This is a genomic window from Paenibacillus faecis (assembly GCF_008084145.1).
Taxonomy (GTDB): Bacteria; Bacillota; Bacilli; order Paenibacillales; family Paenibacillaceae; genus Fontibacillus; species Fontibacillus faecis.
Map to the genome: position 1 here is coordinate 95,316 of NZ_VSDO01000006.1, position 23,103 is coordinate 118,418.

Annotated in this window: 22 protein-coding genes and 1 pseudogene; 22 read left to right on the forward strand and 1 reads right to left on the reverse strand. The window is 52.7% G+C overall.

Annotation, left to right across the window (positions count from 1 at the left end):
• Positions 1 to 8: 8 nt before the first annotated feature.
• From FRY98_RS25595 to moaA, 13 genes are all read left to right on the forward strand, one after another.
• Positions 9 to 350 carry an alpha/beta fold hydrolase gene (locus tag FRY98_RS25595; protein ID WP_148457554.1) on the forward strand — a complete coding sequence of 114 codons (342 nt, stop codon included), beginning with the start codon at positions 9 to 11 and terminating at the stop codon, positions 348 to 350.
• 29 nt (positions 351 to 379) lie between these two features.
• Positions 380 to 790 carry an alpha/beta fold hydrolase gene (locus FRY98_RS25600; protein WP_148457555.1) on the forward strand — a complete coding sequence of 137 codons (411 nt, stop codon included), beginning with the start codon at positions 380 to 382 and terminating at the stop codon, positions 788 to 790.
• 1 nt (position 791) lies between these two features.
• Positions 792 to 1,601 (forward strand): DUF2785 domain-containing protein, encoded by an 810-nt coding sequence (locus FRY98_RS25605; protein WP_148457556.1) that lies wholly within the window; start codon positions 792 to 794, stop codon positions 1,599 to 1,601.
• Positions 1,602 to 1,630: 29 nt separating this feature from the next.
• On the forward strand, positions 1,631 to 2,140 hold the full coding sequence (locus FRY98_RS25610; protein WP_211373379.1) for a hypothetical protein: 510 nt from the start codon (positions 1,631 to 1,633) through the stop codon (positions 2,138 to 2,140).
• Between the two features lie 890 nt (positions 2,141 to 3,030).
• Positions 3,031 to 6,705, forward strand: coding sequence for a nitrate reductase subunit alpha (locus FRY98_RS25615; RefSeq protein WP_148457558.1), 3,675 nt, complete (start codon positions 3,031 to 3,033; stop codon positions 6,703 to 6,705).
• Complete coding sequence (gene narH / locus FRY98_RS25620) at positions 6,695 to 8,239, forward strand: nitrate reductase subunit beta (protein WP_148457559.1); 1,545 nt, start codon at positions 6,695 to 6,697, stop codon at positions 8,237 to 8,239. The genes FRY98_RS25615 and narH overlap by 11 nt, the downstream gene beginning before the upstream one ends.
• On the forward strand, positions 8,232 to 8,792 hold the full coding sequence (gene narJ / locus FRY98_RS25625; RefSeq protein ID WP_148457560.1) for a nitrate reductase molybdenum cofactor assembly chaperone: 561 nt from the start codon (positions 8,232 to 8,234) through the stop codon (positions 8,790 to 8,792). The genes narH and narJ overlap by 8 nt, the downstream gene beginning before the upstream one ends.
• Positions 8,789 to 9,487 carry a respiratory nitrate reductase subunit gamma gene (gene narI / locus FRY98_RS25630; protein ID WP_148457561.1) on the forward strand — a complete coding sequence of 233 codons (699 nt, stop codon included), beginning with the start codon at positions 8,789 to 8,791 and terminating at the stop codon, positions 9,485 to 9,487. Before narJ ends, narI begins: the two co-directional genes overlap by 4 nt.
• A 43-nt stretch (positions 9,488 to 9,530) precedes the next feature.
• Complete coding sequence (locus FRY98_RS25635) at positions 9,531 to 9,992, forward strand: GAF domain-containing protein (protein WP_148457562.1); 462 nt, start codon at positions 9,531 to 9,533, stop codon at positions 9,990 to 9,992.
• Positions 9,989 to 11,101, forward strand: a complete 1,113-nt coding sequence (locus FRY98_RS25640) for a sensor histidine kinase (RefSeq protein WP_148457563.1) — start codon at positions 9,989 to 9,991, stop codon at positions 11,099 to 11,101. Before FRY98_RS25635 ends, FRY98_RS25640 begins: the two co-directional genes overlap by 4 nt.
• Positions 11,098 to 11,745 carry a response regulator transcription factor gene (locus tag FRY98_RS25645; protein WP_148457564.1) on the forward strand — a complete coding sequence of 216 codons (648 nt, stop codon included), beginning with the start codon at positions 11,098 to 11,100 and terminating at the stop codon, positions 11,743 to 11,745. The genes FRY98_RS25640 and FRY98_RS25645 overlap by 4 nt, the downstream gene beginning before the upstream one ends.
• A 202-nt stretch (positions 11,746 to 11,947) precedes the next feature.
• Entirely contained in the window at positions 11,948 to 13,453 is a 1,506-nt protein-coding gene (locus tag FRY98_RS25650; RefSeq protein ID WP_148457565.1) for a nitrate/nitrite transporter, read from the forward strand.
• A 14-nt stretch (positions 13,454 to 13,467) separates the two neighbouring features.
• Complete coding sequence (gene moaA / locus FRY98_RS25655) at positions 13,468 to 14,484, forward strand: GTP 3',8-cyclase MoaA (protein WP_148457566.1); 1,017 nt, start codon at positions 13,468 to 13,470, stop codon at positions 14,482 to 14,484.
• A gap of 74 nt (positions 14,485 to 14,558) precedes the next feature.
• Here moaA and FRY98_RS25660 read toward each other — a convergent pair whose 3' ends face one another.
• Complete coding sequence (locus FRY98_RS25660) at positions 14,559 to 15,275, reverse strand: YwiC-like family protein (protein ID WP_249043536.1); 717 nt, start codon at positions 15,273 to 15,275, stop codon at positions 14,559 to 14,561.
• Positions 15,276 to 15,426: 151 nt separating this feature from the next.
• Between FRY98_RS25660 and FRY98_RS29130 the strand changes: the two are divergent.
• The 9 genes and pseudogenes from FRY98_RS29130 to FRY98_RS25700 all read left to right on the forward strand — a co-directional run.
• A pseudogene (locus FRY98_RS29130) lies at positions 15,427 to 15,834 on the forward strand (GNAT family N-acetyltransferase); the annotation flags it as partial.
• 45 nt (positions 15,835 to 15,879) lie between these two features.
• Entirely contained in the window at positions 15,880 to 16,527 is a 648-nt protein-coding gene (locus FRY98_RS25665) for an HD domain-containing protein (RefSeq protein WP_249043547.1), read from the forward strand.
• Positions 16,528 to 16,531: 4 nt separating this feature from the next.
• Positions 16,532 to 17,053, forward strand: a complete 522-nt coding sequence (locus tag FRY98_RS25670; RefSeq protein WP_148457569.1) for a GNAT family N-acetyltransferase — start codon at positions 16,532 to 16,534, stop codon at positions 17,051 to 17,053.
• 15 nt (positions 17,054 to 17,068) lie between these two features.
• The gene (locus FRY98_RS25675) at positions 17,069 to 17,959 is read left to right on the forward strand and encodes a hypothetical protein (RefSeq protein WP_148457570.1); all 891 of its coding nucleotides are present in this window, start codon (positions 17,069 to 17,071) and stop codon (positions 17,957 to 17,959) included.
• Positions 17,960 to 18,075: 116 nt separating this feature from the next.
• Positions 18,076 to 18,684: a DUF4241 domain-containing protein gene (locus tag FRY98_RS25680; protein ID WP_148457571.1), complete on the forward strand. Its 609-nt coding sequence runs from the start codon at positions 18,076 to 18,078 to the stop codon at positions 18,682 to 18,684.
• Between the two features lie 52 nt (positions 18,685 to 18,736).
• Positions 18,737 to 19,459 carry a YebC/PmpR family DNA-binding transcriptional regulator gene (locus FRY98_RS25685; RefSeq protein WP_148457572.1) on the forward strand — a complete coding sequence of 241 codons (723 nt, stop codon included), beginning with the start codon at positions 18,737 to 18,739 and terminating at the stop codon, positions 19,457 to 19,459.
• Between the two features lie 295 nt (positions 19,460 to 19,754).
• Positions 19,755 to 20,168: a VOC family protein gene (locus tag FRY98_RS25690; protein WP_148457573.1), complete on the forward strand. Its 414-nt coding sequence runs from the start codon at positions 19,755 to 19,757 to the stop codon at positions 20,166 to 20,168.
• 517 nt (positions 20,169 to 20,685) lie between these two features.
• Positions 20,686 to 21,171: a DinB family protein gene (locus tag FRY98_RS25695; protein WP_148457574.1), complete on the forward strand. Its 486-nt coding sequence runs from the start codon at positions 20,686 to 20,688 to the stop codon at positions 21,169 to 21,171.
• Between the two features lie 74 nt (positions 21,172 to 21,245).
• A complete protein-coding gene (locus tag FRY98_RS25700; protein ID WP_148457575.1) occupies positions 21,246 to 23,075 on the forward strand; it encodes a UbiD family decarboxylase in 1,830 nt (609 codons plus the stop codon).
• Positions 23,076 to 23,103 lie beyond the last annotated feature (28 nt).

A 23,103-nucleotide genomic window follows, 5' to 3' on the forward strand; every position in this document is an offset into this window, starting at 1 on the left:
CCTTAGGGTTGTTCTATAGAGATGTCGGACCAAGTCGGGCACCGCTGCTGGTATTTCTGCATGGCGGGGGCGTCGGCGGCTGGATGTGGGAGAAACAGGTGGAGTTCTTCTTTCGTGACTACCGCTGTTTAGTGCCGGATTTGCCCGGGCACGGCGAAAGCGAAAGCCGGACGTTCAGCATGTCCCAAAGCGCCGAGGAAATCCTATCCTTGATAAAATCAAATCAAAACGGGGCCCCCATCACATTGGTTGGATTTTCACTCGGCACCCAAGTTATCGTCAAAATGCTAAGTCTCGATCCCTGGTTAGCCGACTACGCGGTCATCAATAGCGCGTTAACCGTCCCTTGACTTGGATACAGCCGTGGATTGGAACCTCCGTGAGAATGACGCACGGTTTGCTGCGGTACCGGGCATTTGCCAAACTCCAGGCCAAGCAGCTATACATAGACAAAGACATGTTTGAACAGTACTACGAGGATTCTCTAAAGATCGGACCGGAATTGCTTACGGAAATACTCAAAGAGAATATGTCTTTCGCCATTCCGGACAGCTTTAAGCAGACGCGTGCCAAAGTGTTGATTACCGTAGGACAAGGGGAGAAGAAAATCATGATGCGTTCGGCGAAAGACCTCCTGATAAACCTTCAAGGAAGTCAGGGAGTTATCGGTATGGGCTTCGGACACGGCTTTCCATTAGCGAGACCGATGTTCTTCAATGAAACGGTGGAATCCTGGATTCAGGAGAAGAGGTTGCCGAACGGTCTTTTTACCGTTGGTATAGGAGGATGACATGGAGTTAAAGCAGTTGTTGCAAGACATTAAAGAACATGACAATAAGATCCCCGAAGGAACGGACACGGAGCGGTTGGTGGAGGAGATGCTGCGTGAAATCGGCTCCATCGATTTCGAGCTACGGGATGATCTTATCTATTTTACTTTTTATCATTGGATCCAGAGAAACGTGTTAAGTCCGGAAACGATGAAAAATATGCTCTATACAAGTCTTGACGAGGACCACCTGTTCCTTGGACTGGGGAGTTCGGATGAGGACACGGTGTTTACCCGCTCCTTTTCGGTGTTGATATCTCCGCTTATCCTGGAATGCCATCTTTCCAGGCCCTTTTTATCCGAGGAAGATATTCGCCATGTTTTTGAGCGGCTCTGCCGCTATTTTAGAGAGGAGAACGATTTGAGAGGGTACGTGGAGGCTAAGGGGTGGGCACATGCGGTGGCTCATACCTCCGATGCTTTCGAAACCCTCGTAAAATGTCGAGGCATAACGAGAAACGATCAGCTTGCGATCATGGAACTAATCCTCGAAAAAATCCAGGTAAATACGCATTACTTTGTCGATGGTGAAGATGAAAGGATGGCGGAAGTCGTAAATACGATCATCAAGAAAGGTCTTTTGGGCGATGATCCGATAGTAGCCTGGGTGCATAAAGTAACGAAGTTTAACACCATCGGAAAATATCCCGAAGACAGCATTATTCGCGGGAACGTGCGAAATCTTTTGAGAAGCGTCTATTTTAAATGTGCGGAGCAGAACAAGGACTCCAAAATCGCAAAGGCGATTGTTCATGCCTTGGGTCAAATTTAAAAAGGGGAGGGCCTTTCATGAAGTTTCATATGAAATCGGGCGATACGAGTTTTATCGGCATGGCCAATCCGGATACGTATCGGTCGTTTGTGGACGAAGATTGGGAACTTGAAGGACTGTTACGACATTTCGGAGACGAGATGAAGGACGGGCATCTGCTGGTTTGCCAGATGACCGAGGAAGGCATTGAGCATTCCTGGAAGGTTGACGTCCGGGTGGACGGGGAATCACCGGCTGGACCATACCTCCGGCGGGCCGAAGGCTTCCTTGAAGTAACGGAAGGGTCATTGTACTTGGTGGACTACGATTGCTTGACGATGGCCGCCCAATTTGAGGACGAAGAAATCCCGGACCGGAACTGTTCCCAATACCGGATCGAACTGGAAAACGGCCGATATCGCGTGGAGATCGTTCAGTTCTATGACGTGGATCAAGACAAACGCATCGGAACGGAAGAGTGCGACCTGATTATTCATTTGACGCCATCCGATTCAGCCGTGCCGGCGGAACGGGTGTTTTGGTGCACTTATTGTTCTTGAGCCGAGCGCCGGGGATATCACGAAATAGCGGCTACTGTGTCCGTTAGACTCGAAATCGGCCCAAAAGTGCGAAATAGCCGCTACTGCGTCCGTTAGAATTCCGGCGGCGGGGTGTGCGGCCTCAAGAGCATCCCGAGCGGCCCCAAACGTCCCCGGCGCTCCCTATGCAACGGATGCTAACGGAACTAATAGCGGCTATTTTGCGATAAACGGCGATTCTGAGAATCTAACGGAACTAATAGCCGCTATTTGCGTCCTCCGCCCCCGAAAAGGCGGGGATATCACGAAATAGCGGCTACTGTGTCCGTTAGACTTCGAAATCGGCCCAAAAGTGCGAAATAGCTGCTATTGCGTCCGTTAGAAATCCGGCGGCGGGGAGCGCGGCCTCAAGAGCACCCCGAGCGGCCCCAAACGTCCCCAAACGAACCCGGCGCTTCCTATGCATCGGATGCTAACGGAACTAATAGCCGCTATTTGCGTCCTCCGCCCCCGAAAAGGCGGGGGGTTCACGAAATAGCGGCTACTGTGTCCGTTAGATTTCGAAATCGGCCCAAAAGTGCGAAATAGCTGCTATTGCGTCCGTTAGAAATCCGTCGGCGGGGCGTGCGGCCTCAAACGGTCCGCAACAGCCCCAGAGTAGCCCGGGACGGGAGCGGTCCCTAGTGGACCGGGTAAATTCCCTATACACAGCAGGTCAAAAAGCCTCGACAAAGATCACTCTTTTCGAGGCTTTTTTGCGTCGTTTTTGTGAACAGGGTTTTTACCCGGATCATCAGGGATTTCCCTTATGTGAACCAAAGCGCAACCCTTTCATAATGGGATTAGAAGAATGAACGCTGATGGATTCCCCTCCAAATGATTCATTCTGGACGAAGGAGTGATCGCTTCACATGAAAAGAAAAACAGGCTTGAGATTTTTTAAACCGACGGAAAGCTATTCGGGAAATTGGTCGATTCTTGAGGAAAAAAGCCGGGAATGGGAGAACATGTACCGCGGCCGCTGGTCGCACGACAAGGTTGTTCGCACCACGCACGGCGTGAACTGCACCGGATCCTGTAGCTGGAAGGTTTTTGTGAAGAACGGGATTATCACCTGGGAAAACCAGCAGATCGATTACCCGTCCTGCGGTCCCGATATGCCGGAATTTGAACCCCGCGGATGCCCGCGCGGCGCCTCGTTCTCCTGGTACGAGTACAGCCCGCTCCGCGTGAAATATCCTTATATGCGCGGACGTCTGCTGCGTTTGTGGACGGAAGCTTTAGCCAAGCACGGCGACCCGGTGAAAGCCTGGGCCAGTATCGTAGAGAACCCGGAAACGGCGAAATCGTACAAACAAGCCCGCGGAAAGGGCGGTCATGTCCGGGTCACGTGGGATTTGGCGTCCGAACTGATCTCCGCGCAATTGATCTATACCATCAAAAAATACGGCCCCGACCGCATCGCCGGCTTTACGCCGATCCCGGCCATGTCGATGATCAGCTACGCCTCGGGCGCGCGCTTCATTTCCCTGCTTGGCGGAGAGATGCTCAGCTTCTATGACTGGTATGCGGACCTTCCGCCGGCATCGCCGCAAATTTGGGGCGAGCAGACCGATGTGCCGGAATCGTCGGATTGGTACAACTCCGGCTACCTGATGATGTGGGGCTCGAATGTCCCCTTAACGCGGACGCCGGATGCCCACTTTATGACGGAAGTCCGTTATAAAGGGACGAAGGTCGTCTCCGTCGCCCCAGACCATGCGGAGAACGTCAAATTCGCCGACAACTGGCTGGCCCCGCATCCGGGGACGGATGCCGCGTTGGCACAGGCGATGACGCACGTCATCCTGGACGAATTTTATGTGCGGCGCCAGGAGCCGATGTTCCTGAACTATGCCAAGCAGTACACGGATATGCCGTTCCTGATTATGTTGGAGCCGCACGAAGACAAGTATAAAGCCGGGCGCTTCCTGCGGGCGAGCGATCTGGGCGATACCTCGGAGCATGCGGAGTGGAAACCCGTCATTTTGGACGAAGCGGCTGATGAAATTCTGGTGCCGAACGGAACGATGGGCCAGCGCTGGGAAAAAGAAGTGAAGTGGAATCTGATCCTGGAGCGCGGGGACGGCACGAAGATCGAACCGGCCTTGTCCGTTGAGACGCACGGGGCGGAATGGACGGAAATCGTCTTCCCGTTCTTTGACCACGCCGGCAACGGGACGTTCAACCGTACGATTCCGGTGAAGGAAGTTACCTTGGCCGACGGCTCGACCCGCTTGGTCGCCACCGTGTACGATCTGATGCTCAGCCAGTACGGCGTGAACCGGCCCGGCTGCAGACTGGCTGCGGCGGGATATGAAGATGCGGATTCCCACTATACACCGGCATGGCAGGAGCGGATTACGGGCGTCAAGGCGTCGCTGGTTGTGCAGATCGCCCGCGAATTCGCCCAGAACTCCTTGGACACCGGCGGCCGATCCATGATCATCATGGGCGCCGGGATCAATCACTGGTTTAACAGCGACACGATTTACCGGTCGATCTTAAACCTGGTCATTTTGACCGCGTCCCAAGGGGTCAACGGGGGCGGCTGGGCCCACTATGTCGGCCAGGAGAAATGCCGGCCGATCGAAGGCTGGTCCTCGATCGCGTTCGCCCGGGACTGGCAGGCGCCGCCTCGGCTGCAGAACGCGACATCGTTCTTCTATTTCGCCACGGATCAGTGGAAATACGAAGAGATGAGCAACGCGTCGCTGAAATCACCGACCGGCGGGCCGATCGACTATACCCATCCCGCGGATTACAACGTCCTGGCCGCAAGGCTCGGCTGGCTGCCGTCCTATCCGCAGTTCAACAAGAGCAGCCTGGCCTTCGCCGAAGAGGCCGCGGCCAAAGGGCTCACGGATAATGCCGATATTATCCGGCATGCCTATGAGCAGGTCGTATCGGGCGAAACGAAGTTCGCCGTCGAGGACCCGGATGCGCCGGAGAACTTCCCGCGCACGCTGTTCGTTTGGCGGTCGAACCTGATCTCCAGCTCCGCCAAAGGGCAGGAGTTCTTCATGAAGCATCTGCTCGGCACGAGCAACGGACTGTTGTCCACGCCGAACGAAGAGGAGAAGCCGCAGGAAATCGTTTGGCGTGATGAAGTGGAGGGCAAGCTCGACTTGCTCGTCGCACTGGATTTCCGGATGACCGCCACTCCGATGTACGCGGACGTCGTCCTTCCGGCGGCTACCTGGTATGAGAAGGTCGATTTATCGTCGACGGATATGCATCCGTTCGTGCATCCGTTCAATCCGGCGATCGACCCGTTATGGGAATCGAGATCCGATTGGGATATTTACCGGGCGCTGGCCTATACGTTCTCGGAGATGGCCAAGACCCATCTGCCGGGGGTTTACAAGGATATCGTCACTTCTCCGCTGGGACACGATTCCCAGGCTGAAATCGCCCAGCCGTACGGCTTGGTGAAGGACTGGAGGAAGGGCGAGGTCGAACCGGTCCTCGGCAAAACGATGCCGGGCTTTACGGTGGTCGAGCGCGATTATACGCAAATTTACAATAAATACGTCACCCTCGGACCAAACCTGGAGAACGGCAAGGTCGGAGCGCACGGCGTTTCCTTCTCCGTGAAGGAAGAGTACGAGGAATTGAAGAAAATCAACGGCACGTATTTTGACGAAACGATCAAAAACGGCCGGCCGAAGCTGCATACGGCCAGACACGCGGCGAACGCGGTGCTGCATATTTCGTCAGCGACGAACGGCCGGGTTTCGCAGCGGGCCTGGGAAGCCGCCGAGCAGGACACGGGCGTGCAGCTGAAAGACATCTCCGCGGACCGGGCGGCCGAGAAGATTACGTTCGCCGGCATCACCGCGCAGCCGCGGGAAGTAATTCCAACGCCGGTGTTCAGCGGCTCCAACAAATCGGGCCGCAGATATTCGCCGTTTACGACGAATATCGAACGTCTCGTGCCGTTCCGCACGCTGACGGGACGCCAGCATTTTTATCTGGATCACGAGATCTTCATCCAGTATGGCGAATCGCTGCCGGTTTATAAGCCGACTTTGCCGCCGATGGTGTTCGGCCCCCGCGACAAACAGGTGACCGGAGGCAAAGATACGCTGGTGCTGAGATATTTGACGCCGCACGGCAAATGGAACATTCACAGCACCTATCAAGATAACCAGCACATGCTGACGTTGTTCCGCGGCGGTCCGACGGTCTGGATCAGCCGGGAAGACGCGGAAGCGCACCAGATCGGCGATAACGACTGGTTGGAAGTTTACAACCGCAACGGGGTCGTAACGGCCCGGGCCGTCGTGAGCCACCGGATGCCGAAAGGCACGATGTTCATGTATCATGCCCAGGACAAACATATCAACGTTCCGGGCTCATCGATCACGAACGAGCGGGGCGGCAGCCACAATGCGCCGACGCGGATTCATCTCAAGCCGACGCAGCTCGTCGGCGGCTACGCGCAGCTCAGTTACGGCTTCAACTACTACGGACCGATCGGCAACCAGCGGGACGTATACGTGGCCGTTCGCAAAATGAAGGAGGTCGACTGGCTTGAAGATTAAAGCGCAAATCGCCATGGTGATGAACCTGGACAAATGCATCGGCTGCCATACCTGCAGCGTGACTTGCAAAAGCACCTGGACGAACCGGGAAGGTGCGGAGTACATGTGGTTCAACAACGTAGAGACCAAGCCGGGGATCGGCTATCCGAAGCGTTGGGAGGACCAGGAGAAGTACAAGGGAGGATGGACCCTGCGTAAAGGCAAGCTGGAGCTGAAATCCGGCAGCAAACTGTCCAAAATCGCGCTGGGGAAAATCTTTTACAATCCCGATATGCCGGAAATGAAGGACTACTACGAGCCCTGGACCTATGACTATGCCAAATTGACGAACTCGGGCGAGAAGAAGCATCAGCCGGTGGCCCGTCCGAAATCCGCGGTGAGCGGGGAGACGATGGATCTCGACTGGGGGCCCAACTGGGAGGACGATCTCGCCGGAGGCCATATTACCGGCCCGAAGGATCCCAATATCGAGAAGATCGAAGAAGAGATTAAATTCAACTTTGAGCAATCGTTTATGATGTATCTGCCTCGTCTATGCGAGCACTGCCTGAACCCGAGCTGTGTGGCTTCGTGCCCGTCGGGCGCCATGTACAAACGGGATGAGGACGGCATCGTGCTTGTCGACCAGGAAGCCTGCCGGGGCTGGCGCTACTGCATGACGGGATGTCCGTACAAAAAGGTGTATTTCAACTGGAAGACCAACAAGGCGGAAAAGTGTACCTTCTGCTTCCCGCGGATCGAAGCCGGACTGCCGACGGTATGCTCGGAAACTTGCACCGGGCGCATTCGCTACCTCGGCGTCCTGCTGTATGACGCCGACCGCGTACAGGATGCGGCGTCCATGCCGGACGAGAAGGATCTGTACCGGGCGCAGTGCGATTTATTCCTGGACCCGCACGATCCGAAAGTTATCGAGCAAGCGCGTAAAGACGGGCTCGCCGAAGAGTGGATCGAAGCGGCGCAAAATTCGCCGGTGTACAAATTGGCGATCGAGTACAAGCTGGCGTTCCCGCTGCATCCGGAATACCGGACGCTGCCGATGGTATGGTATGTGCCGCCGCTCAGCCCGATCATGAGCCATTTCGAAGGCAAGGATTCGATCCAGAATCCGGACCTGATCTTCCCGGCCATCGAGGAAATGAGAACGCCGATTCAGTATTTGGCCAATATGCTGACCGCCGGAGACACCGAAGTCGTCAAGGAGGCCCTCCAGCGGATGGCGATGATGCGCTCCTACAAACGGGCGGAATTCTCCAAGCAGCCTTTGGACGAAAACCGTTTGGCCCGCGTGGGCTTGAACGCCCGGCAAATCGAGGAGATGTACCGGCTGCTCGCGATCGCCAAGTACGAGGACCGATTCGTTATTCCGACATCGCACAAGGAAGGTTACATGGATCCTTTCCGTGCGCAAGGGATGGAAGGGTTCGGCGGCATGAACTGCGACGGATGCGGACCGGCATCGCCGCGGACGGAAAGCAAGAGCGGCAAGGAGCTGTACGAGGAGAACTTCTACGGGGGGATCTGGCGTGATTGATCTGGTCAAGTTAAACGACTATAAAGAAGCCTTTGGCTTTTTTGCCCGGCAACTGGCTTATCCCGAGAAACGCAGCATGCAGAATCTGACGATGGACGGGGACGTTCCCCCGCCCGTCGCCCAGCTGCTGAACACGTACCGGGAACAAATGGAGCTGCTTAGTATGGAAGAGATTGAAGAGAGCTATGTGCAAACATTCGATTTTCAGAGAAGCACGACCTTGTACATGACTTATTTTAAATTCGAAGATTCTCGCGAGCGGGGAAATATGCTATCCGCCCTGAAAGCCATCTATGAGACGTTCGGGCTCGAAATGGCGGACAGCGAGCTTCCGGACTACTTGCCCCTGATGTGCGAGTTTCTTTATGCCGCGGAATGGGTGGGCCAAGAGAAAGCCGAACTCGGCGTAAGTACGCTGCTCAGTGTTTTGGAGGACGGCACGTATTCCCTGATGAACGCGCTGGAGAAGATCGAAAGCCCTTATTTTTTCCTGGTGAAGGCGTTAAGGGAAACGTTTAAATGCTGTTTGCGGAAGGAGGCGCTGGAATCATGAACTGGCTGGATCATTTCGTCTGGGTCATCTTTCCTTATTTATGCGTCGCGGTTTTTGTGGTGGGTCATATTTTTCGATTCCGGTACGATCAGTTTCACTGGACGGCCAAATCAAGTGAGTTTATCGAGAAAAAGCAGCTGATGGTGGGCAGCCTCCTGTTTCACATCGGTATCCTCCCCGTCATTATGGGCCATATCGCCGGTCTGGGGATTCCTAAGGAATGGATGGAGTCCATGGGCGTCAACGAGCATGTGTACCATATCGGAGCGGTTTACATCGGCGGACTTTTCGGAGTGATCACCTTGGCGGGGATGCTGCTCCTGACCACGCGCCGCCTAACCAAACGTACGATCCGTCAGCTCAGTACCACCTCGGATCTGATCGTTAACGTCATGCTGCTGTTTATCGTATTTATGGGCGTGTTCTCCACCTTGGTGACTACGAATGTGCAGCCGGAGTTTGATTACCGGGAGACGATCTCCGTCTGGTTCCGCAATCTGTTCCTGTTCCAACCGGACGCCTCTCTGATGAGCGAGGTTCCGCTTTCGTTCAAGATGCATGTGGTGGCCGGCTTCCTGATCTTCGCGTTCTGGCCGTTCAGCCGACTGGTTCATGTCTGGAGCGTACCCTTGAATTATGTACGCAGAAGCTATATCCTTTATAGGAAACATCGTCAGCAGAGCGTACGTCGCTAAGTCGTTCAGAAATGTACAGGAATAATGTTAGGGAGATAGAGCTATGCACCAGAGTTCCGGTCAATACCAAACGATCCTCGATCAATTGAGAGAGAAGATGGGCTATGATTTCGTTTCGCTGGCTTTCGCCCAGTCCGAGGCGGATGGTTTCGTTTTAACATGGCAGTATGCCTCCGGTAATTTGAACAACCGGTACAAACGGATTGTGCTTCAGTCGGGCAAAGGAATCGCCGGAATCGTATATAAAACGGGGAAACCGATGCTGGTTGAAGATGTTGCGGATGAACTGAATTCGGGCGACCTGTTCAATTATCCGATTCTGATTTCCGAACGGTTAACCAGTGTCGCCGCGATTCCCTTGTACCGGTTTGAGCGGGTGGAGGGCATTCTGCTTGCGGGTTACCGGGAGAACAGTCGTTTTACGAGAGAAGGGCTGCGGATGTTACATGCGCAGCTCCGAGGCGAGTTCGGTGATTTTGAAGTCAAGGAGATGTCCGTGTTATGACTCCGCAAACCTCTGGAATTTCATCCGACCTGCTGTGGAACCTGTACCGCAACAGCCCGGAAGCCGTCCTGTTCTTTGACGCCGCTAACCATATAATCGCGATAAATCCGGCTGCCGAGCGCTTGTTTGACCCGAAGCTGCTGAGCCGGCTTTCTTCCGGAGGCAACAACGCCTTCTGTTTTACCTGCCGCGGCTATACGAGCGAAGAGGAACTGATGTCCTGCCTCAACTGCTATCTGTCCTCTCCGGCCCGTGATTTTGCCTCGTTTCAGCTGTTTCTGGAGACGAAGGAGCGAGGGCTGCTGCCGTTCTCGGCCAGTTTTTTCCCCATTGAGGAAGAGTCGGGTATCCGGGTGCTGATGCTCCGGGATTTGACCCGCCCGCTCATGACGCAAGACAGTTTGAACCGGAATACGATGACGAAAAGCATCATTAAAGCCCAGGAGGACGAGCGCAAGCGGATTTCCCGCGAACTGCACGACAGCGTAGCACAGGAGCTGATCAGTTCCCTGGTGGATCTCCGGGTTCTCAAATACTTGAACGTGCAGGACGAAGCCTTGCAGAAGATCCAGCAAACGGAAGCTTCCTTGACCCGCTTGCTGGATCAAATCCGCAATCTGTCGGTCGAACTCCGTCCCGCGTCCCTGGATGATTTGGGTTTGGAGGCGGCCTTCCGCTCCCACTTCAAATGGATCGAGAAGAATTACGGCGTTCTCGTGCGTTTCACGGCGGAATTGAACGGAACCCGGTTTAACAGCGAAATTGAAACGGTCGTATACCGCATCTGCCAGGAATCCGTATTGAACGCGCTAAAATATGCGGATGTGGACGAGATCGCCGTGCGGCTGTTTGAGCGGGAAGACGGCCTCGAGTTGATCGTCCGGGACGAAGGCTGCGGGTTTGACGTCAATGCCCGGGATCCGAAAGGGACCGGCCTGGGCCTATACGGGATGAAAGAGCGGACCGAGCTGGTGAACGGGGAGTTAACGATCACTTCCGAGCCCGGCAAAGGCACCGCCGTTCATCTGCGGATCCCTACGGGTAAGGCCGCTGCGGCTCCGGCATCGGGAGATCCCGGGAAAAGCTATGGTCGGGGGGAAGAGAAATGAGAATCGTCATTGCGGATGACCACGCGGTCGTTAGAAGCGGTTTTGAAATGATCATCAATTTTCAAGAGGACATGGAGGTTGTCGCCACGGCGGCGGACGGAATCGAGGCTTATCAGATGGTCGCCAAGCATCGGCCGGACATACTGCTGATGGATCTGAGCATGCCTCCCGGAGAGAGCGGCTTGATCGCCACAGGCAAAATCAATGAGGACTTCCCGGATACGAAGATCCTCATCTTGACCATGTATGATGATGAAGAATATTTGTTCCATGTGCTCAAGAACGGAGCGAGGGGCTATGTTCTCAAAAATTCACCGGATGAGCAGCTCGTTACGGCGATCCGTATGGTCCATCAAGGGGGGACCTACATTCATCCCAAGCTCGCCACCTCGCTGGTCCGGGAGTTCATTAACAAGGACCACGGCGTGGATGAAAGCAACCCCTACCAGGTGCTGTCCACGCGGGAAATCGAAATTCTCCCTCTGGTAGCCAAGGGATACGGCAACAAGGAAATCGCGGAAATGCTCCATATTTCCGTAAAAACCGTAGAAGCCCATAAAGCCAAACTGATGGACAAATTGAACTTGAAAACCAGGCCGGAACTGGTGGAATACGCTTTGAAGAAGAAATTGCTTGATTTTTAAGTTTGACTGGACATTTCCCTTATAAAAGCCCAAGATCATCCCTTGATGATTTTGGGCTTTTGTGTGTCAAAACCTCGCCGATAGGGTTTTTACCCTCCCGATTAGGGGAGTTCCCTATTAAAGGAGGCGATTTTTCTGCGCTACAATACGTGCAGGGGAAATTCATCCGGCTTCATTTCAGTTTAAGCGAAAGGTGATCGATATGATTAAAAAAGCTCAATTGCCGCTGCAAACCTTGAACCTTATAGTAGGCTTTGCGGTCTGGGTCATTATTTCTTCGCTGCTTCCTTATATGAGGGAAGACATCGCCATTCCGGCGGACAAAGTCGCCATTATCACGGCGATTCCCGTCGTGTTGGGATCGGTCCTGCGCATCCCGGTCGGGTATTACACCAATATTTTCGGGGCGCGAATCGTATTTCTGATCAGTTTCATCCTGCTGCTGGTTCCGGTTTACTTCATTAGTGAAGCGACTTCCTATTCGGCTTTAATTATAGGAGGCCTGTTCCTCGGTATCGGCGGTTCGGTTTTCTCGGTAGGGGTTACCTCACTGCCAAAATATTATCCGAAAGAACGGCACGGCCTGGTCAACGGGATCTACGGGCTAGGGAATATGGGTACCGCGGTCAGCACCTTTGCCGCACCGCTTGTGGCCGACCGTTTCGGCTGGTCCGCGACCGTTAAGTTCTATCTTGTACTGCTGCTTGTGTTTGCGGCCTTGAACTTTCTGTTCGGCGACCGGAAGGAAACGAAAGTCAAAACATCTCTATCCGTGCAGATCAAAGGCGTTTACAAGAACGAAAAGCTCTGGCTCTTCTCCTTGCTGTATTTTATCACTTTCGGCTCTTTCGTAGCTTTTACGGTGTACCTGCCGAATTTCCTGGTCACGAATTTTGACCTGACCAAAGTGGACGCAGGCATGCGCACCGCAGGCTTCATCGCGCTCGCCACCTTTATGCGTCCGGTCGGAGGCTGGTTGGCGGACCGTTTTAACGCGCTATATTTGCTGATCGGCGTGTTCGCCGCGTTCACGGGAGCGGCGATTGTTTTGGCTTTCTCGCCGACCATCGCGCTTTACACGTTCGGAAGCTTGGCCATTGCGGTCAGCGCTGGCACCGGGAACGGTGTTATTTTTAAACTGGTCCCGCAATATTTCAACAAACAGGCCGGGATCGTCAACGGGATCGTTTCCATGATGGGGGGGCTTGGCGGATTCTTCCCGCCGCTGCTGTTGTCGGCGATTCATTCCATGACCGGTCAATATTCCATCGGATTTATGCTGTTGTCCCAAATTGCGTTGGCGAGTCTGATTCTGGTGATTTGGATGGTATATCAAAACAAGCTGAGCCTATCCTCGGAAGTGTTCAAAAAGACCAATCAAGGGATCTTGGTCACCGATGCGAAGGGTATTATCACGGCGGTGAACCCGGCATTTACCGCACTGACTGGCTTTGAGGAAGACGAAGCGATCGGGAAGAAGCCGAATATCCTGAGAACGGACCGGCAGCAGGCGGATTTTTATCAAAAGATGTGGAAGAGCATCAAGCAAACCGGGATGTGGCAGGGTGAAATCTGGAATCGCCGGAAAAATGGCGAAGTCTATTTACAATGGTTGAACATAAGTGCTATAAAAGATGAGACCGGAGAAGATATCCGATATGTGGGAACTTTTTCGGAGCTTGCGGAAAGCCGGAGGAAGAGCGGCTGATTGGAGGATGACGGATCATGGAAAACCCGTTGCAAGATCAACTTCATAGACCCCTGCGCGACTTGCGGATTTCCGTGACGGATCGCTGCAATTTCCGCTGTACCTACTGTATGCCCATTGAGAAATATGGGGAGGATTACCCGTTTCTGCCGAAAAGCGAGCTGCTCTCGTTTGAGGAAATCGAACGGCTGGTGAGAATCTTTGTGACCTTCGGAGTCAAAAAGATCCGTTTGACCGGCGGAGAACCCCTGCTCCGGCGCGGGCTTGGCGGGCTGATCCGGCAGCTTCGAGGCGTCGATGGCGTTGAGGACATCGCCATGACGACCAATGGACTGCTCCTGCACCAATATGGCGAGGAGTTGTTTGAAGCGGGGCTGCGGAGGCTGAATATCAGCCTGGACGCGCTGGACCCCGGGATCTTCGGCACGATGAACGGGAGGGGCATTCGCCCTGAACGGATTCTCGAGAATATCGATTTTGCCGGCAAGTTAGGCTATGAAATTAAGGTAAATATGGTCGTGCAGAAAGGAATGAACGATCGGGAAATCATTCCGATGGCCGAGTATTTTAAGGATCGCAACCTCACGCTGCGCCTGATCGAATATATGGATGTCGGCAACGATAACGGTTGGAGTTTTGAGAAGGTCACCCCGAAAGCGGAGATGCTGCGGATGCTGGGCGAGGCTTATGATCTTAAACCCGTCGAGCCTTCCTATTTCGGTGAAGTGGCCAAGTATTACCGTTATAGTGGAAGTACCGCGAAGCTTGGTTTCATCACCTCGGTTTCCGAATCGTTCTGCTCGTCCTGCACGAGAGCCCGGCTATCGTCGGAAGGCAAGCTGTTTACTTGTTTGTTCGCGTCCGAAGGCTTTGACCTGAGGAAACTCCTGCGCGAAGGCGCAGACGACGCGGACCTGGCGGCAGCCATACGCGCGGTATGGGAGAAGCGGACCGACCGTTATTCCGATGAGCGGACCGAATTTACCGCAAGAAACCGGAAAAAAATCGGGATGTCTTATATCGGAGGCTAATGTCGCTTCTTTTGCAAAAAAGGTTCCTAAATTCGCGAAAACGCGTTTTAGGGACCTTTTATATTTATCATCGGCTACAAGATGACCAAGGCGCAGACGGTGAACAGAAGCGAAAAGGCGATTTCCAGCATGCCGCTCCGTTTCACGGTTATTTTTGTTTTCGGAAGCCATACGGCCCGCAGCAGCAGAACGGTCATCGGAATCAGCAGCGCGGCGGGGAAACACACCGCGCAAATCACCAGGGAAGCGATATGATAACCTACGGATAGCTTGTAGAACAACGGGTTGTTTTTCTCACGGATAATCGTTTTGACATAAAAAATGGTTCCGGTAAAATACAGAATATTTAACAGAAACAAGCTCCCTGCGAATCGCCAGTCCTTCCCGCCGCCCATTTGGTAAGCGACGAACAGAATCAGGCTAAACTGCATCACCGCCGCGAGATCGTTCAGAAACGCCCGTTCCCGGTTGCGCCGGGCAAAATAGCCGTTAACCAGAAACAAGGGGAGAAATAAGGGAATCCAGAACAACAGCACCGGATCAAGAACGAGCAATGCCGCCGCTAGCGGGATCAACAAACCGCCGTACAGCAACATCGGTTTACCGTAAAGGCTTGTTTTCCTCGTGCGAATCCATTGCAGCAGCGGAAAGGTGAACAGATACACGAGCAGCCAACCGGCAAACAGCAGGATGTGTAGCCGACCCGGCCTGGAGGCGAACATGCCGAGCAAAAATGGTATAATCAGCATAGCCCAGGCGCCGTGCTGTTTTGGAATATATTTGGATTTCATATTTTCATTCCTCACTCTCATCCTATATAAACGATGTATAATTAAATTTTAACTGACTGGTGAATCCGGCTTGTGAGGGCGGTCACTTGGCGTCTGAAACATCTATGAAGATTTCGAATTCTATTTCGAATTCCGGGAGAGGAGAAGGATTATGCCTCAAGTCGAACTAATTCAGGTTCCGCCCCATCATGCGGACCTAAAAGCGCTTATCGCCCGATTGGACGAGTATCTGTTTAAACTTTATCCCCCGGAGGAAGTGTTTACGGTTGATTTCAATGATCCTTACGTTCATGAAATTCAATTCATCGTAGCCTATACTCAAGGGAAAGCGGTGGGATGCGGAGCTATAAAAAAAGTGGATGAGTCGAGCGTGGAAATCAAAAGATTTTTTGTCGACGAATCCTGCAGGAATCAAGGCGTCGCCGGTCTGATTCTGGGGGAATTGGAGCGGCGGGCCCGCGCGGAATCGTTTACGTCCATGAAGCTGGAGACGGGAGCCGATCAGGTTGAAGCCGTGCGCTTCTATGAGAAGCACGGGTTCGTCCCCATTGAGCCGTACGGGGAATATATCGGTTGCCCTTCAAGTCTTTGCTATGAAAAGAGGCTGACGGATAAGGGAGATCTCATCCAGGCGGCCGAAGTCTTTGTAAAAAAAGAGCTGGAACACGAGCCGAGCGGACATGATTGGTGGCACATCGAGCGTGTCCGAAGACTCGCCGTGCTGCTGGCGGAACGGGAAGGGGCCGACCCGTTTATCTGCGAGCTGGCCGCGCTGCTTCACGATATTGCGGACGAGAAGCTGAACGAATCGAAAGAAGCGGGGTTGGACAAGGTTCGCGGTTGGCTGAGCGATCAGGGGGCCGCGGAGGACGTGAAGCAAAAAGTGCTGTCCATCATCTCGACCATGTCGTTTAACGGAGGAAAGAATCCGCCGATGGATACATTGGAAGGGAAAGTGGTTCAAGACGCGGATCGGCTGGATGCGATCGGGGCGATCGGCATTGCCCGGACCTTCGTCTATTCGGGGGCCAAGGGAAGGCCCATTCATCTGCCCGGACAGGATTTCAGCGGAACGGATTACCGATCGAGCGATAAATCGGCCATCTATCATTTTTACGAAAAGCTGTTGAAGTTAAAAGACCTGTTAAATACCGCGCACGCCAAGAAGCTGGCGGAAGAGCGGCATCAATTTATGGAGCAGTTCCTGGTTCAATTTTATAAGGAATGGGACTTAACCGAAGAAAGGAAATAGACTCATGGAAGAGAATTTAATGGTCTTGGAAACGGGCAGGCTGTTGATCAGGCGGTACAAGGAGGAGGACCTGGAGGAACTGGCCGCGATTCTTGGCGACGCCGAAACGATGAAATTCTGGCCGGCCCCTTTTACAAGGGAACAGGCAGAAGCCTGGCTGCAGCGAAGCTTTGAAGCCAATCGAACTTTGGGGTTTGGGAGATGGGCCATGGTGCTGAAGGAAACAGGCCGAATCATCGGTGACGTCGGATTTATGCGGGCCGAATTGGACGGGCAGACGGAGAACGATCTCGGGTATATTTTGTCCGCCGACTATTGGGGTAAGAACCTGGGAACGGAAGCGGCTGCCGCCTGCCTCGATTACGGGTTTCGGCAATTGGGAATGACCCGGATCTGCGCCAATATGGCCGTGGACCATCATGCCTCCAGACGCGTGGCGGAAAAGATCGGGATGATGGTCGAGAAACAATACATCAATAAGCGGAATCGTGATAAACTCACTTACTTATTAAGCAAAAGTATTTAATCGGGAAGGTGAAGTATGTTCTTTTTCAAAAAGAAATCCCCCGCATCCGAGGAGGAACTTCTCCGCTTTATTCGCCGTTTGGAGGACGCCTACATGGAGCAAGACGAGCTCAAGCTGAATGATAGTTTTCATCCGGATCAGCGGGGAATGTCATTAACGCGTCATGTTCAATTACAAATGAATTTTCAAATCTACCAAATCACCTCGGAAATCCTCCACTTCGAGAAGATCGATAGCTCGGAGGAGGAGGCCGTTTTTACGTATACCAGAAAACATCTTTACACCTGTAAAAATCCTGAAGACGAGCAGAGCTCCACTTTGAACAACATAACCAGCTACTACGTAAAAGTAGTTCGCGAGAAGCGCGGCTTTTGGATTACCAAATATACGCCGTACAGCGTTCTGTATTTGGACCGATCCGGGGATATCCTGCCGGGAGAAGCCGCGGTAGTACCGGCTAACGCGCAGTATTTCGGAGCAATCCAGCCGCTGCTTTCCCGCTTCCGCAAGGACGGACTGAAACCGGCTACATACCATACCTATGCAGGCAGCGAGTTCATTGGCTATTTTCCAGAGCGTGAAATTTTCAGCTACCGGACGACGGAAAAGTTCTCGGTCGATTTCTTTGAGACGATGGAGGCTTCGGATATCCATGAGCATACGGCAATCTATTTGGACCAGGAACTCGATTTCGGCGAAGCGTTAGAGGTGGAAGAAAGCCATTCGATTATCGAAACACGAACGCCCGGAAGCCAAGGGACGAACCATGAACTGGTGTTAAGCCTGCTTAACCGGGAAGGGTTCTTCATGATCCGGTATATGAAAATGGGGGAGCCGATCCCCGATGAAGTCCGGAGCTGTTGGATCGAACAAATGCAAGAAGCGGCAAAGATGCCTCAACACTAAACAAGCGAAAGCGGAGGAATTAAAGGACGGATTGTTTTATTATACGCGAAGCAACCGCGCTGCCGCTTTATAGAAAGTTATCGTTCAAATTATGGTTGGGTTAAGGGGGAAAAAGGATGTCCGAATTGCTGGATAAGATTCAAAACAGAGTGATCGATGCATCGATCACAAACGAAACCATCGGCAGCCTTACTGTGTTTTCCGGTGAGATCATAGCCTGCGATCCTCTGATTCCTCATCACGAGCCTTTCGCCAAACGCGTTTCTCCTGGGGTGTACCCGGTGATCCTCTGGTGGCACCAGGAGGAAGAAAGAATTGCCGGAGCGGAATTAAGATTGTCCGAGGAGAAGCCGGTGCGTTGGGAAATGGCCGTCAGACCCGGGCAGAATATCTCGTCGCTGGAGCCGGGGTCCGTTTTTGGTTTCCCCGTCGATGCGGGGCTTGGCTGCTTTGCCGATGCAAGGGCGATTCAGGAAATGGAGCGGCTCGAAGAACGGCTTGCCCGGGAGCTCGGGGATCAATTTATCAGCTTCTATGATAATAAAATCGAGTTTATCCTTGAGGAGAACGAGGATAATTGGGGCAACTTGCTTGTTAAGGAGGAGAACGGGCTGAATGTCATCCTGTTCGCTTCCGGCTATGGTGACGGGCACTACGCCTCTTACTGGGGGATCGGGGACAACGGCGAACCGGTTGCCCTGGTAACGGACTTCAATTTATTCTAGTTATGGTGTTATAATAGATACCGTAAATTTTATAAAGAAAGCAGGTACACCCATGGGGCGTAAGTGGAACAATATCAAAGAGAAGAAAGCTTCTAAGGATGCAAACACCAGTCGAATCTATGCGAAATTCGGCGTAGAAATTTATGTTGCGGCCAAAAAAGGCGAGCCGGATCCCGAATCCAACCGCGCGTTGAAGGTCGTATTGGAACGTGCAAAAACTTACAATGTACCCAAAGCCATCATCGACCGGGCCTTGGACAAAGCCAAAGGCAGCGGGGAAGAAACCTATGAAGAACTGCGTTACGAAGGCTTTGGACCGAACGGCTCCATGGTCATCGTCGACGCTTTGACGAATAACGTGAACCGTACCGCTTCCGCCGTACGCGCCGCGTTCAACAAAAACGGAGGCAACATGGGCGTCAGCGGTTCCGTAGCTTATATGTTCGATTCCACCGCGGTGATCGGCGTCACGGACAAATCGATTGACGAAGTGTTCGAACTGCTGATGGAGGCGGATCTGGAAGTTCGCGACATCCTTGAGGAAGACGACAACGTGATCGTTTACGCCGAGCCGGATCAGTTCCATGAGGTGCAGGAAGCGTTCAAGCAAGCCGGCATTACGGAGTTCACGGTGGCCGAGTTGACGATGCTGGCCCAGAACTATGTGACGCTGCCCGAGGACTCCGTCGCTCAATTCGAGAAGCTGATCGATGCGCTGGAAGATCTGGAAGACGTGCAGCAGGTGTATCATAACGTGGAATTTGATGAGGCATAATCAACAGGACCATTAGTGAGAGACCGGGTTTCGCCGTTAGGCGGGCCCGGTTTTTTTTGCTTTATTGCAGCTGTTTTAAAGATGGTCTGGTCGGGTGTTCATCCGGGATTAGGCGGAACATCGGTACCGGAGCAGCCACGGAAGGAAACCTTTAGCTTAATTTTTGAATTCCATAATTTTGAACTCTATGCTAGAATGAAGGCGAACCTCTGTTCTGTGAAAATGTGTGAGGAGAACAGCATGGCAAGATCGCAGAATTTGTCCACACAAAATTAAGGATAAAGGTGGTAATCGTATGGCGCTTCAATTAAATCAGGTATTTATTAATCTACCGGTGAGAGACCTGAACAAAAGCATGGCCTTTTATAAGGAGATCGGCTTTGAATTCAATGCGCAGTTTACGAATGAGAATGCTGCTTGTCTGGTCATAAGCGAGCATATTTTCGCCATGCTGCAGACGGAAGAACATTTTAAAGGGTTCACAAACAAAGAAATTCCCGATACGACAACTCAGGCCCAGATGATTCTGGCCTTCTCCGCAGCCAGCAAGGAGCAAGTGGACGATATCGTCAACCGCGCCATGGCGGCAGGTGCTTCCAAATATAACGACCCGCAGGACCACGGTTTTATGTATGGCTGGAGTTTTCAGGATTTGGACGGGCATCTTTGGGAAGTTTTGTATATGGATCCGAGCAACCTTGAGCAGTAGTTTATTATTAACATCATGTATTGTTAATGTCATGAATTATTGATATACGATAAATTAAACAGGGACTATTTAGGTTGAACTATTGATTTGCACATTAGACAGCGGTGTAGAGCGTTCTTTACACTCTTGGATGTGGAACTAAATGTTTGGTTTGAATTAAAGGGATTTCTTCCCGTTAATTTGGCACATATGCGTCTGCAGAGGCGAATTAACTGGAAAACCTCCCGTTAATTCGCCTGAAATTGTGTATTTCGGCAATAGGGCCGCGAAATAGATGGAGTTTTTCCTGCTAAATCCGATCGAGGGGGCCAAGAGGGGTACATTAACAGGATATTTTCCCGTTAATGGTGTAGACTCCGACGGCGGGACCTTATATCCACATTTGTGGATGTTGGCAACGCTTTTTCCGAAACCCTGTCACATCCTTGCCTAACGACAATTTTATTTAATTCAACTTATTATAGACAGAATTTTGTCTTTCAGCGCGTTATATTTCTTGAGATGAGGGACTCTACCTATGAGTGATTATATTTTTAGCCAGTTGAATTTTGTGCGGAACAATACGCTCCAGCTGGCGAGTACGGTGGATGAACGGAAATCGGAGATTCTCCTGGACGGTTTTGGCAACCATATTAAATGGAACCTTGGCCATATTTACTTTGTACAGGAGAAATTCGCCTTCCATTTCAATGGGGAGGGGATGCATCTTCCGCCTGGCTTCGGGGAGTTATACGCCTCCGGCACTCGTCCAGAACATGGAGCTGACGGGGGATTCGCGCTTGCGGAAATCCTCGGTTTGCTGGGCGGGCAAATGACGCGGATCGAATCCGCGTTGTCCGCTCGGCTCCAAGAAGAAGTTAAACAGCCTTACACGACTTCCAAAGGTCTTCATTTATCCAAGGTGAATGAGTTCTTGAGCTTTTGTTTGTACCATGAAGGCATGCATTTCGAAAAAATCAAAATCATCCTCCGTCTGATCGAACGGGAAGACAGCCGAAACTAGTAAACGGCGGTTGAACCTTGCGGGATTCTCGATTATGCTGATAGTAACATCGACTAGAATGGAGTAATCCCGTTATGTATCGCAATATGGAAGAGTGTATCTTGGATTTGGAGAAGCATGGACATTTAATTCGGGTTCGCGAGGAAGTGGACCCTTACCTTGAGATGGCGGCAATCCACCTGCGGGTTTATGAGGCAGGCGGACCCGCCTTGTTGTTTGAGCGCGTTAAAGGCACAAAGTTCCGGGCCGTTTCCAATCTTTTCGGCACCTTGGAGCGCAGCAAATTCATTTTCCGCAAAACCTGGACTAATACGCAGAATATTATCGCTCTGAAGAGCAACCCACTGGCAGCGTTGAAAACGCCGTTTAAAAGTATCGGCACCGGTTGGGCGGCACTTAAAGCCTTGCCCATGAAGGGGGGAAGCCGTCCGGTAACCGCGCAAGAAATCCGGATTTCGGACCTGCCGCTCATTCATCATTGGCCGATGGACGGCGGAGCCTTCGTAACCCTGCCACAGGTGTTTACGGAAGATCCCTCCAAACCGGGGATCATGAATTCGAATTTGGGGATGTACCGGGTCCAGCTTAGCGGGAACTCGTACGAGCCGGACCGCGAAGTGGGAGTTCACTACCAAATTCACCGGGGAATCGGCATCCATCAAGATAAAGCGAACAAACTTGGGCAACCGCTTAAAGTGAGCATTTTCGTCGGAGGCCCTCCCGCACACACGCTATCGGCCGTCATGCCATTGCCGGAAGGGCTAAGCGAGCTTACGGTAGCTGGGATGTTAAGCGGGCGCCGATTCCGCTACAGCTACGTGGACGGCTATTGCATCAGCAATGAGGCCGATTTCGTGATCACCGGCGAGATCCACCCCGGCGAAACCAAGCCGGAGGGACCGTTCGGCGATCACTTGGGGTATTATAGCCTGGTCCATCCGTTTCCGGTGATGAAGGTGCATAAAGTATACGCCAGAACCAACGCGATTTGGCCGTTCACCGTAGTCGGCCGTCCGCCGCAGGAGGATACCGCTTTCGGCGAGTTGATCCACGAGTTGACCGGAGATGCGGTACGTCAGGAAATCCCGGGCGTCAAAGAAGTACACGCCGTGGATGCGGCGGGGGTCCATCCGCTGCTGTTTGCCATAGGAAGCGAGCGGTACACGCCTTATCAAAATATTAAACGTCCGGCCGAACTGCTTACGATCGCCAACCGGATTCTGGGTACCGGCCAGTTGAGCCTGGCGAAGTATTTGTTTATTACCGCCGAAGACGGGATGCCGCTCGACACCCACCGGGAAGTGGAGTTTCTGACCTACATCCTGGAGCGAATCGATTTGCATCGGGACATTCATTTCCAGACCCAGACAACGATCGACACGCTCGACTATTCCGGAACCGGCCTGAATAGCGGCAGCAAAGTGGTATTTGCGGCTTACGGAGACAAGAAGCGGGAACTGTGCAGGGAAGTGCCGGATTCGCTGAAACGGGTCAGGGGCTTTGAAAATCCCCGGCTTATTATGCCGGGAGTTGTGGCGATTCAAGGCCCGCAATTCGGGAGTTACCCCGAGGCCCAGAAACAGCTGGAGGCATTGACGAAGGCGGTATCCGAGCAGGGAGCGCTACCTGCTTGTCCGATGATCATCCTATGTGATGACAGTTCTATCGTAAGCGCCGATCTGAGAAACTTCCTTTGGGTGACTTTTACGCGAAGCAACCCGTCCCATGATATTTATGGCGTCAACAGCTACTATGACAACAAGCATTGGGGCTGCGACAACGTCATTATTGACGCGCGCTCCAAACCGCACCAAGCCCCGCCGCTTGTACAGGATGCCGACGTGGACAAGAATATTGACCGGTTGTTTGCAAAAGGCGGAAGCCTTAGCGGGATTAAAATTTAATTGCTGATTGAATATTGACATATCGCAA

Excerpts from the sequence above, each read along its gene's own strand:
- FRY98_RS25605 (WP_148457556.1), top strand. The coding sequence starts at position 792 with ATGGAGTTAAAGCAGTTGTTGCAAGACATTAAAGAACATGACAATAAG.
- FRY98_RS25610 (WP_211373379.1), top strand. The coding sequence starts at position 1,631 with ATGAAATCGGGCGATACGAGTTTTATCGGCATGGCCAATCCGGATACG.
- FRY98_RS25615 (WP_148457558.1), top strand. The coding sequence starts at position 3,031 with ATGAAAAGAAAAACAGGCTTGAGATTTTTTAAACCGACGGAAAGCTAT.
- narI (WP_148457561.1), top strand. The coding sequence starts at position 8,789 with ATGAACTGGCTGGATCATTTCGTCTGGGTCATCTTTCCTTATTTATGC.
- FRY98_RS25635 (WP_148457562.1), top strand. The coding sequence starts at position 9,531 with ATGCACCAGAGTTCCGGTCAATACCAAACGATCCTCGATCAATTGAGA.
- FRY98_RS25640 (WP_148457563.1), top strand. The coding sequence starts at position 9,989 with ATGACTCCGCAAACCTCTGGAATTTCATCCGACCTGCTGTGGAACCTG.
- FRY98_RS25645 (WP_148457564.1), top strand. The coding sequence starts at position 11,098 with ATGAGAATCGTCATTGCGGATGACCACGCGGTCGTTAGAAGCGGTTTT.
- FRY98_RS25650 (WP_148457565.1), top strand. The coding sequence starts at position 11,948 with ATGATTAAAAAAGCTCAATTGCCGCTGCAAACCTTGAACCTTATAGTA.
- FRY98_RS25660 (WP_249043536.1), bottom strand. The coding sequence starts at position 15,275 with ATGAAATCCAAATATATTCCAAAACAGCACGGCGCCTGGGCTATGCTG.
- FRY98_RS25670 (WP_148457569.1), top strand. The coding sequence starts at position 16,532 with ATGGAAGAGAATTTAATGGTCTTGGAAACGGGCAGGCTGTTGATCAGG.
- FRY98_RS25675 (WP_148457570.1), top strand. The coding sequence starts at position 17,069 with ATGTTCTTTTTCAAAAAGAAATCCCCCGCATCCGAGGAGGAACTTCTC.
- FRY98_RS25680 (WP_148457571.1), top strand. The coding sequence starts at position 18,076 with ATGTCCGAATTGCTGGATAAGATTCAAAACAGAGTGATCGATGCATCG.
- FRY98_RS25685 (WP_148457572.1), top strand. The coding sequence starts at position 18,737 with ATGGGGCGTAAGTGGAACAATATCAAAGAGAAGAAAGCTTCTAAGGAT.
- FRY98_RS25690 (WP_148457573.1), top strand. The coding sequence starts at position 19,755 with ATGGCGCTTCAATTAAATCAGGTATTTATTAATCTACCGGTGAGAGAC.
- FRY98_RS25695 (WP_148457574.1), top strand. The coding sequence starts at position 20,686 with ATGAGTGATTATATTTTTAGCCAGTTGAATTTTGTGCGGAACAATACG.
- FRY98_RS25700 (WP_148457575.1), top strand. The coding sequence starts at position 21,246 with ATGTATCGCAATATGGAAGAGTGTATCTTGGATTTGGAGAAGCATGGA.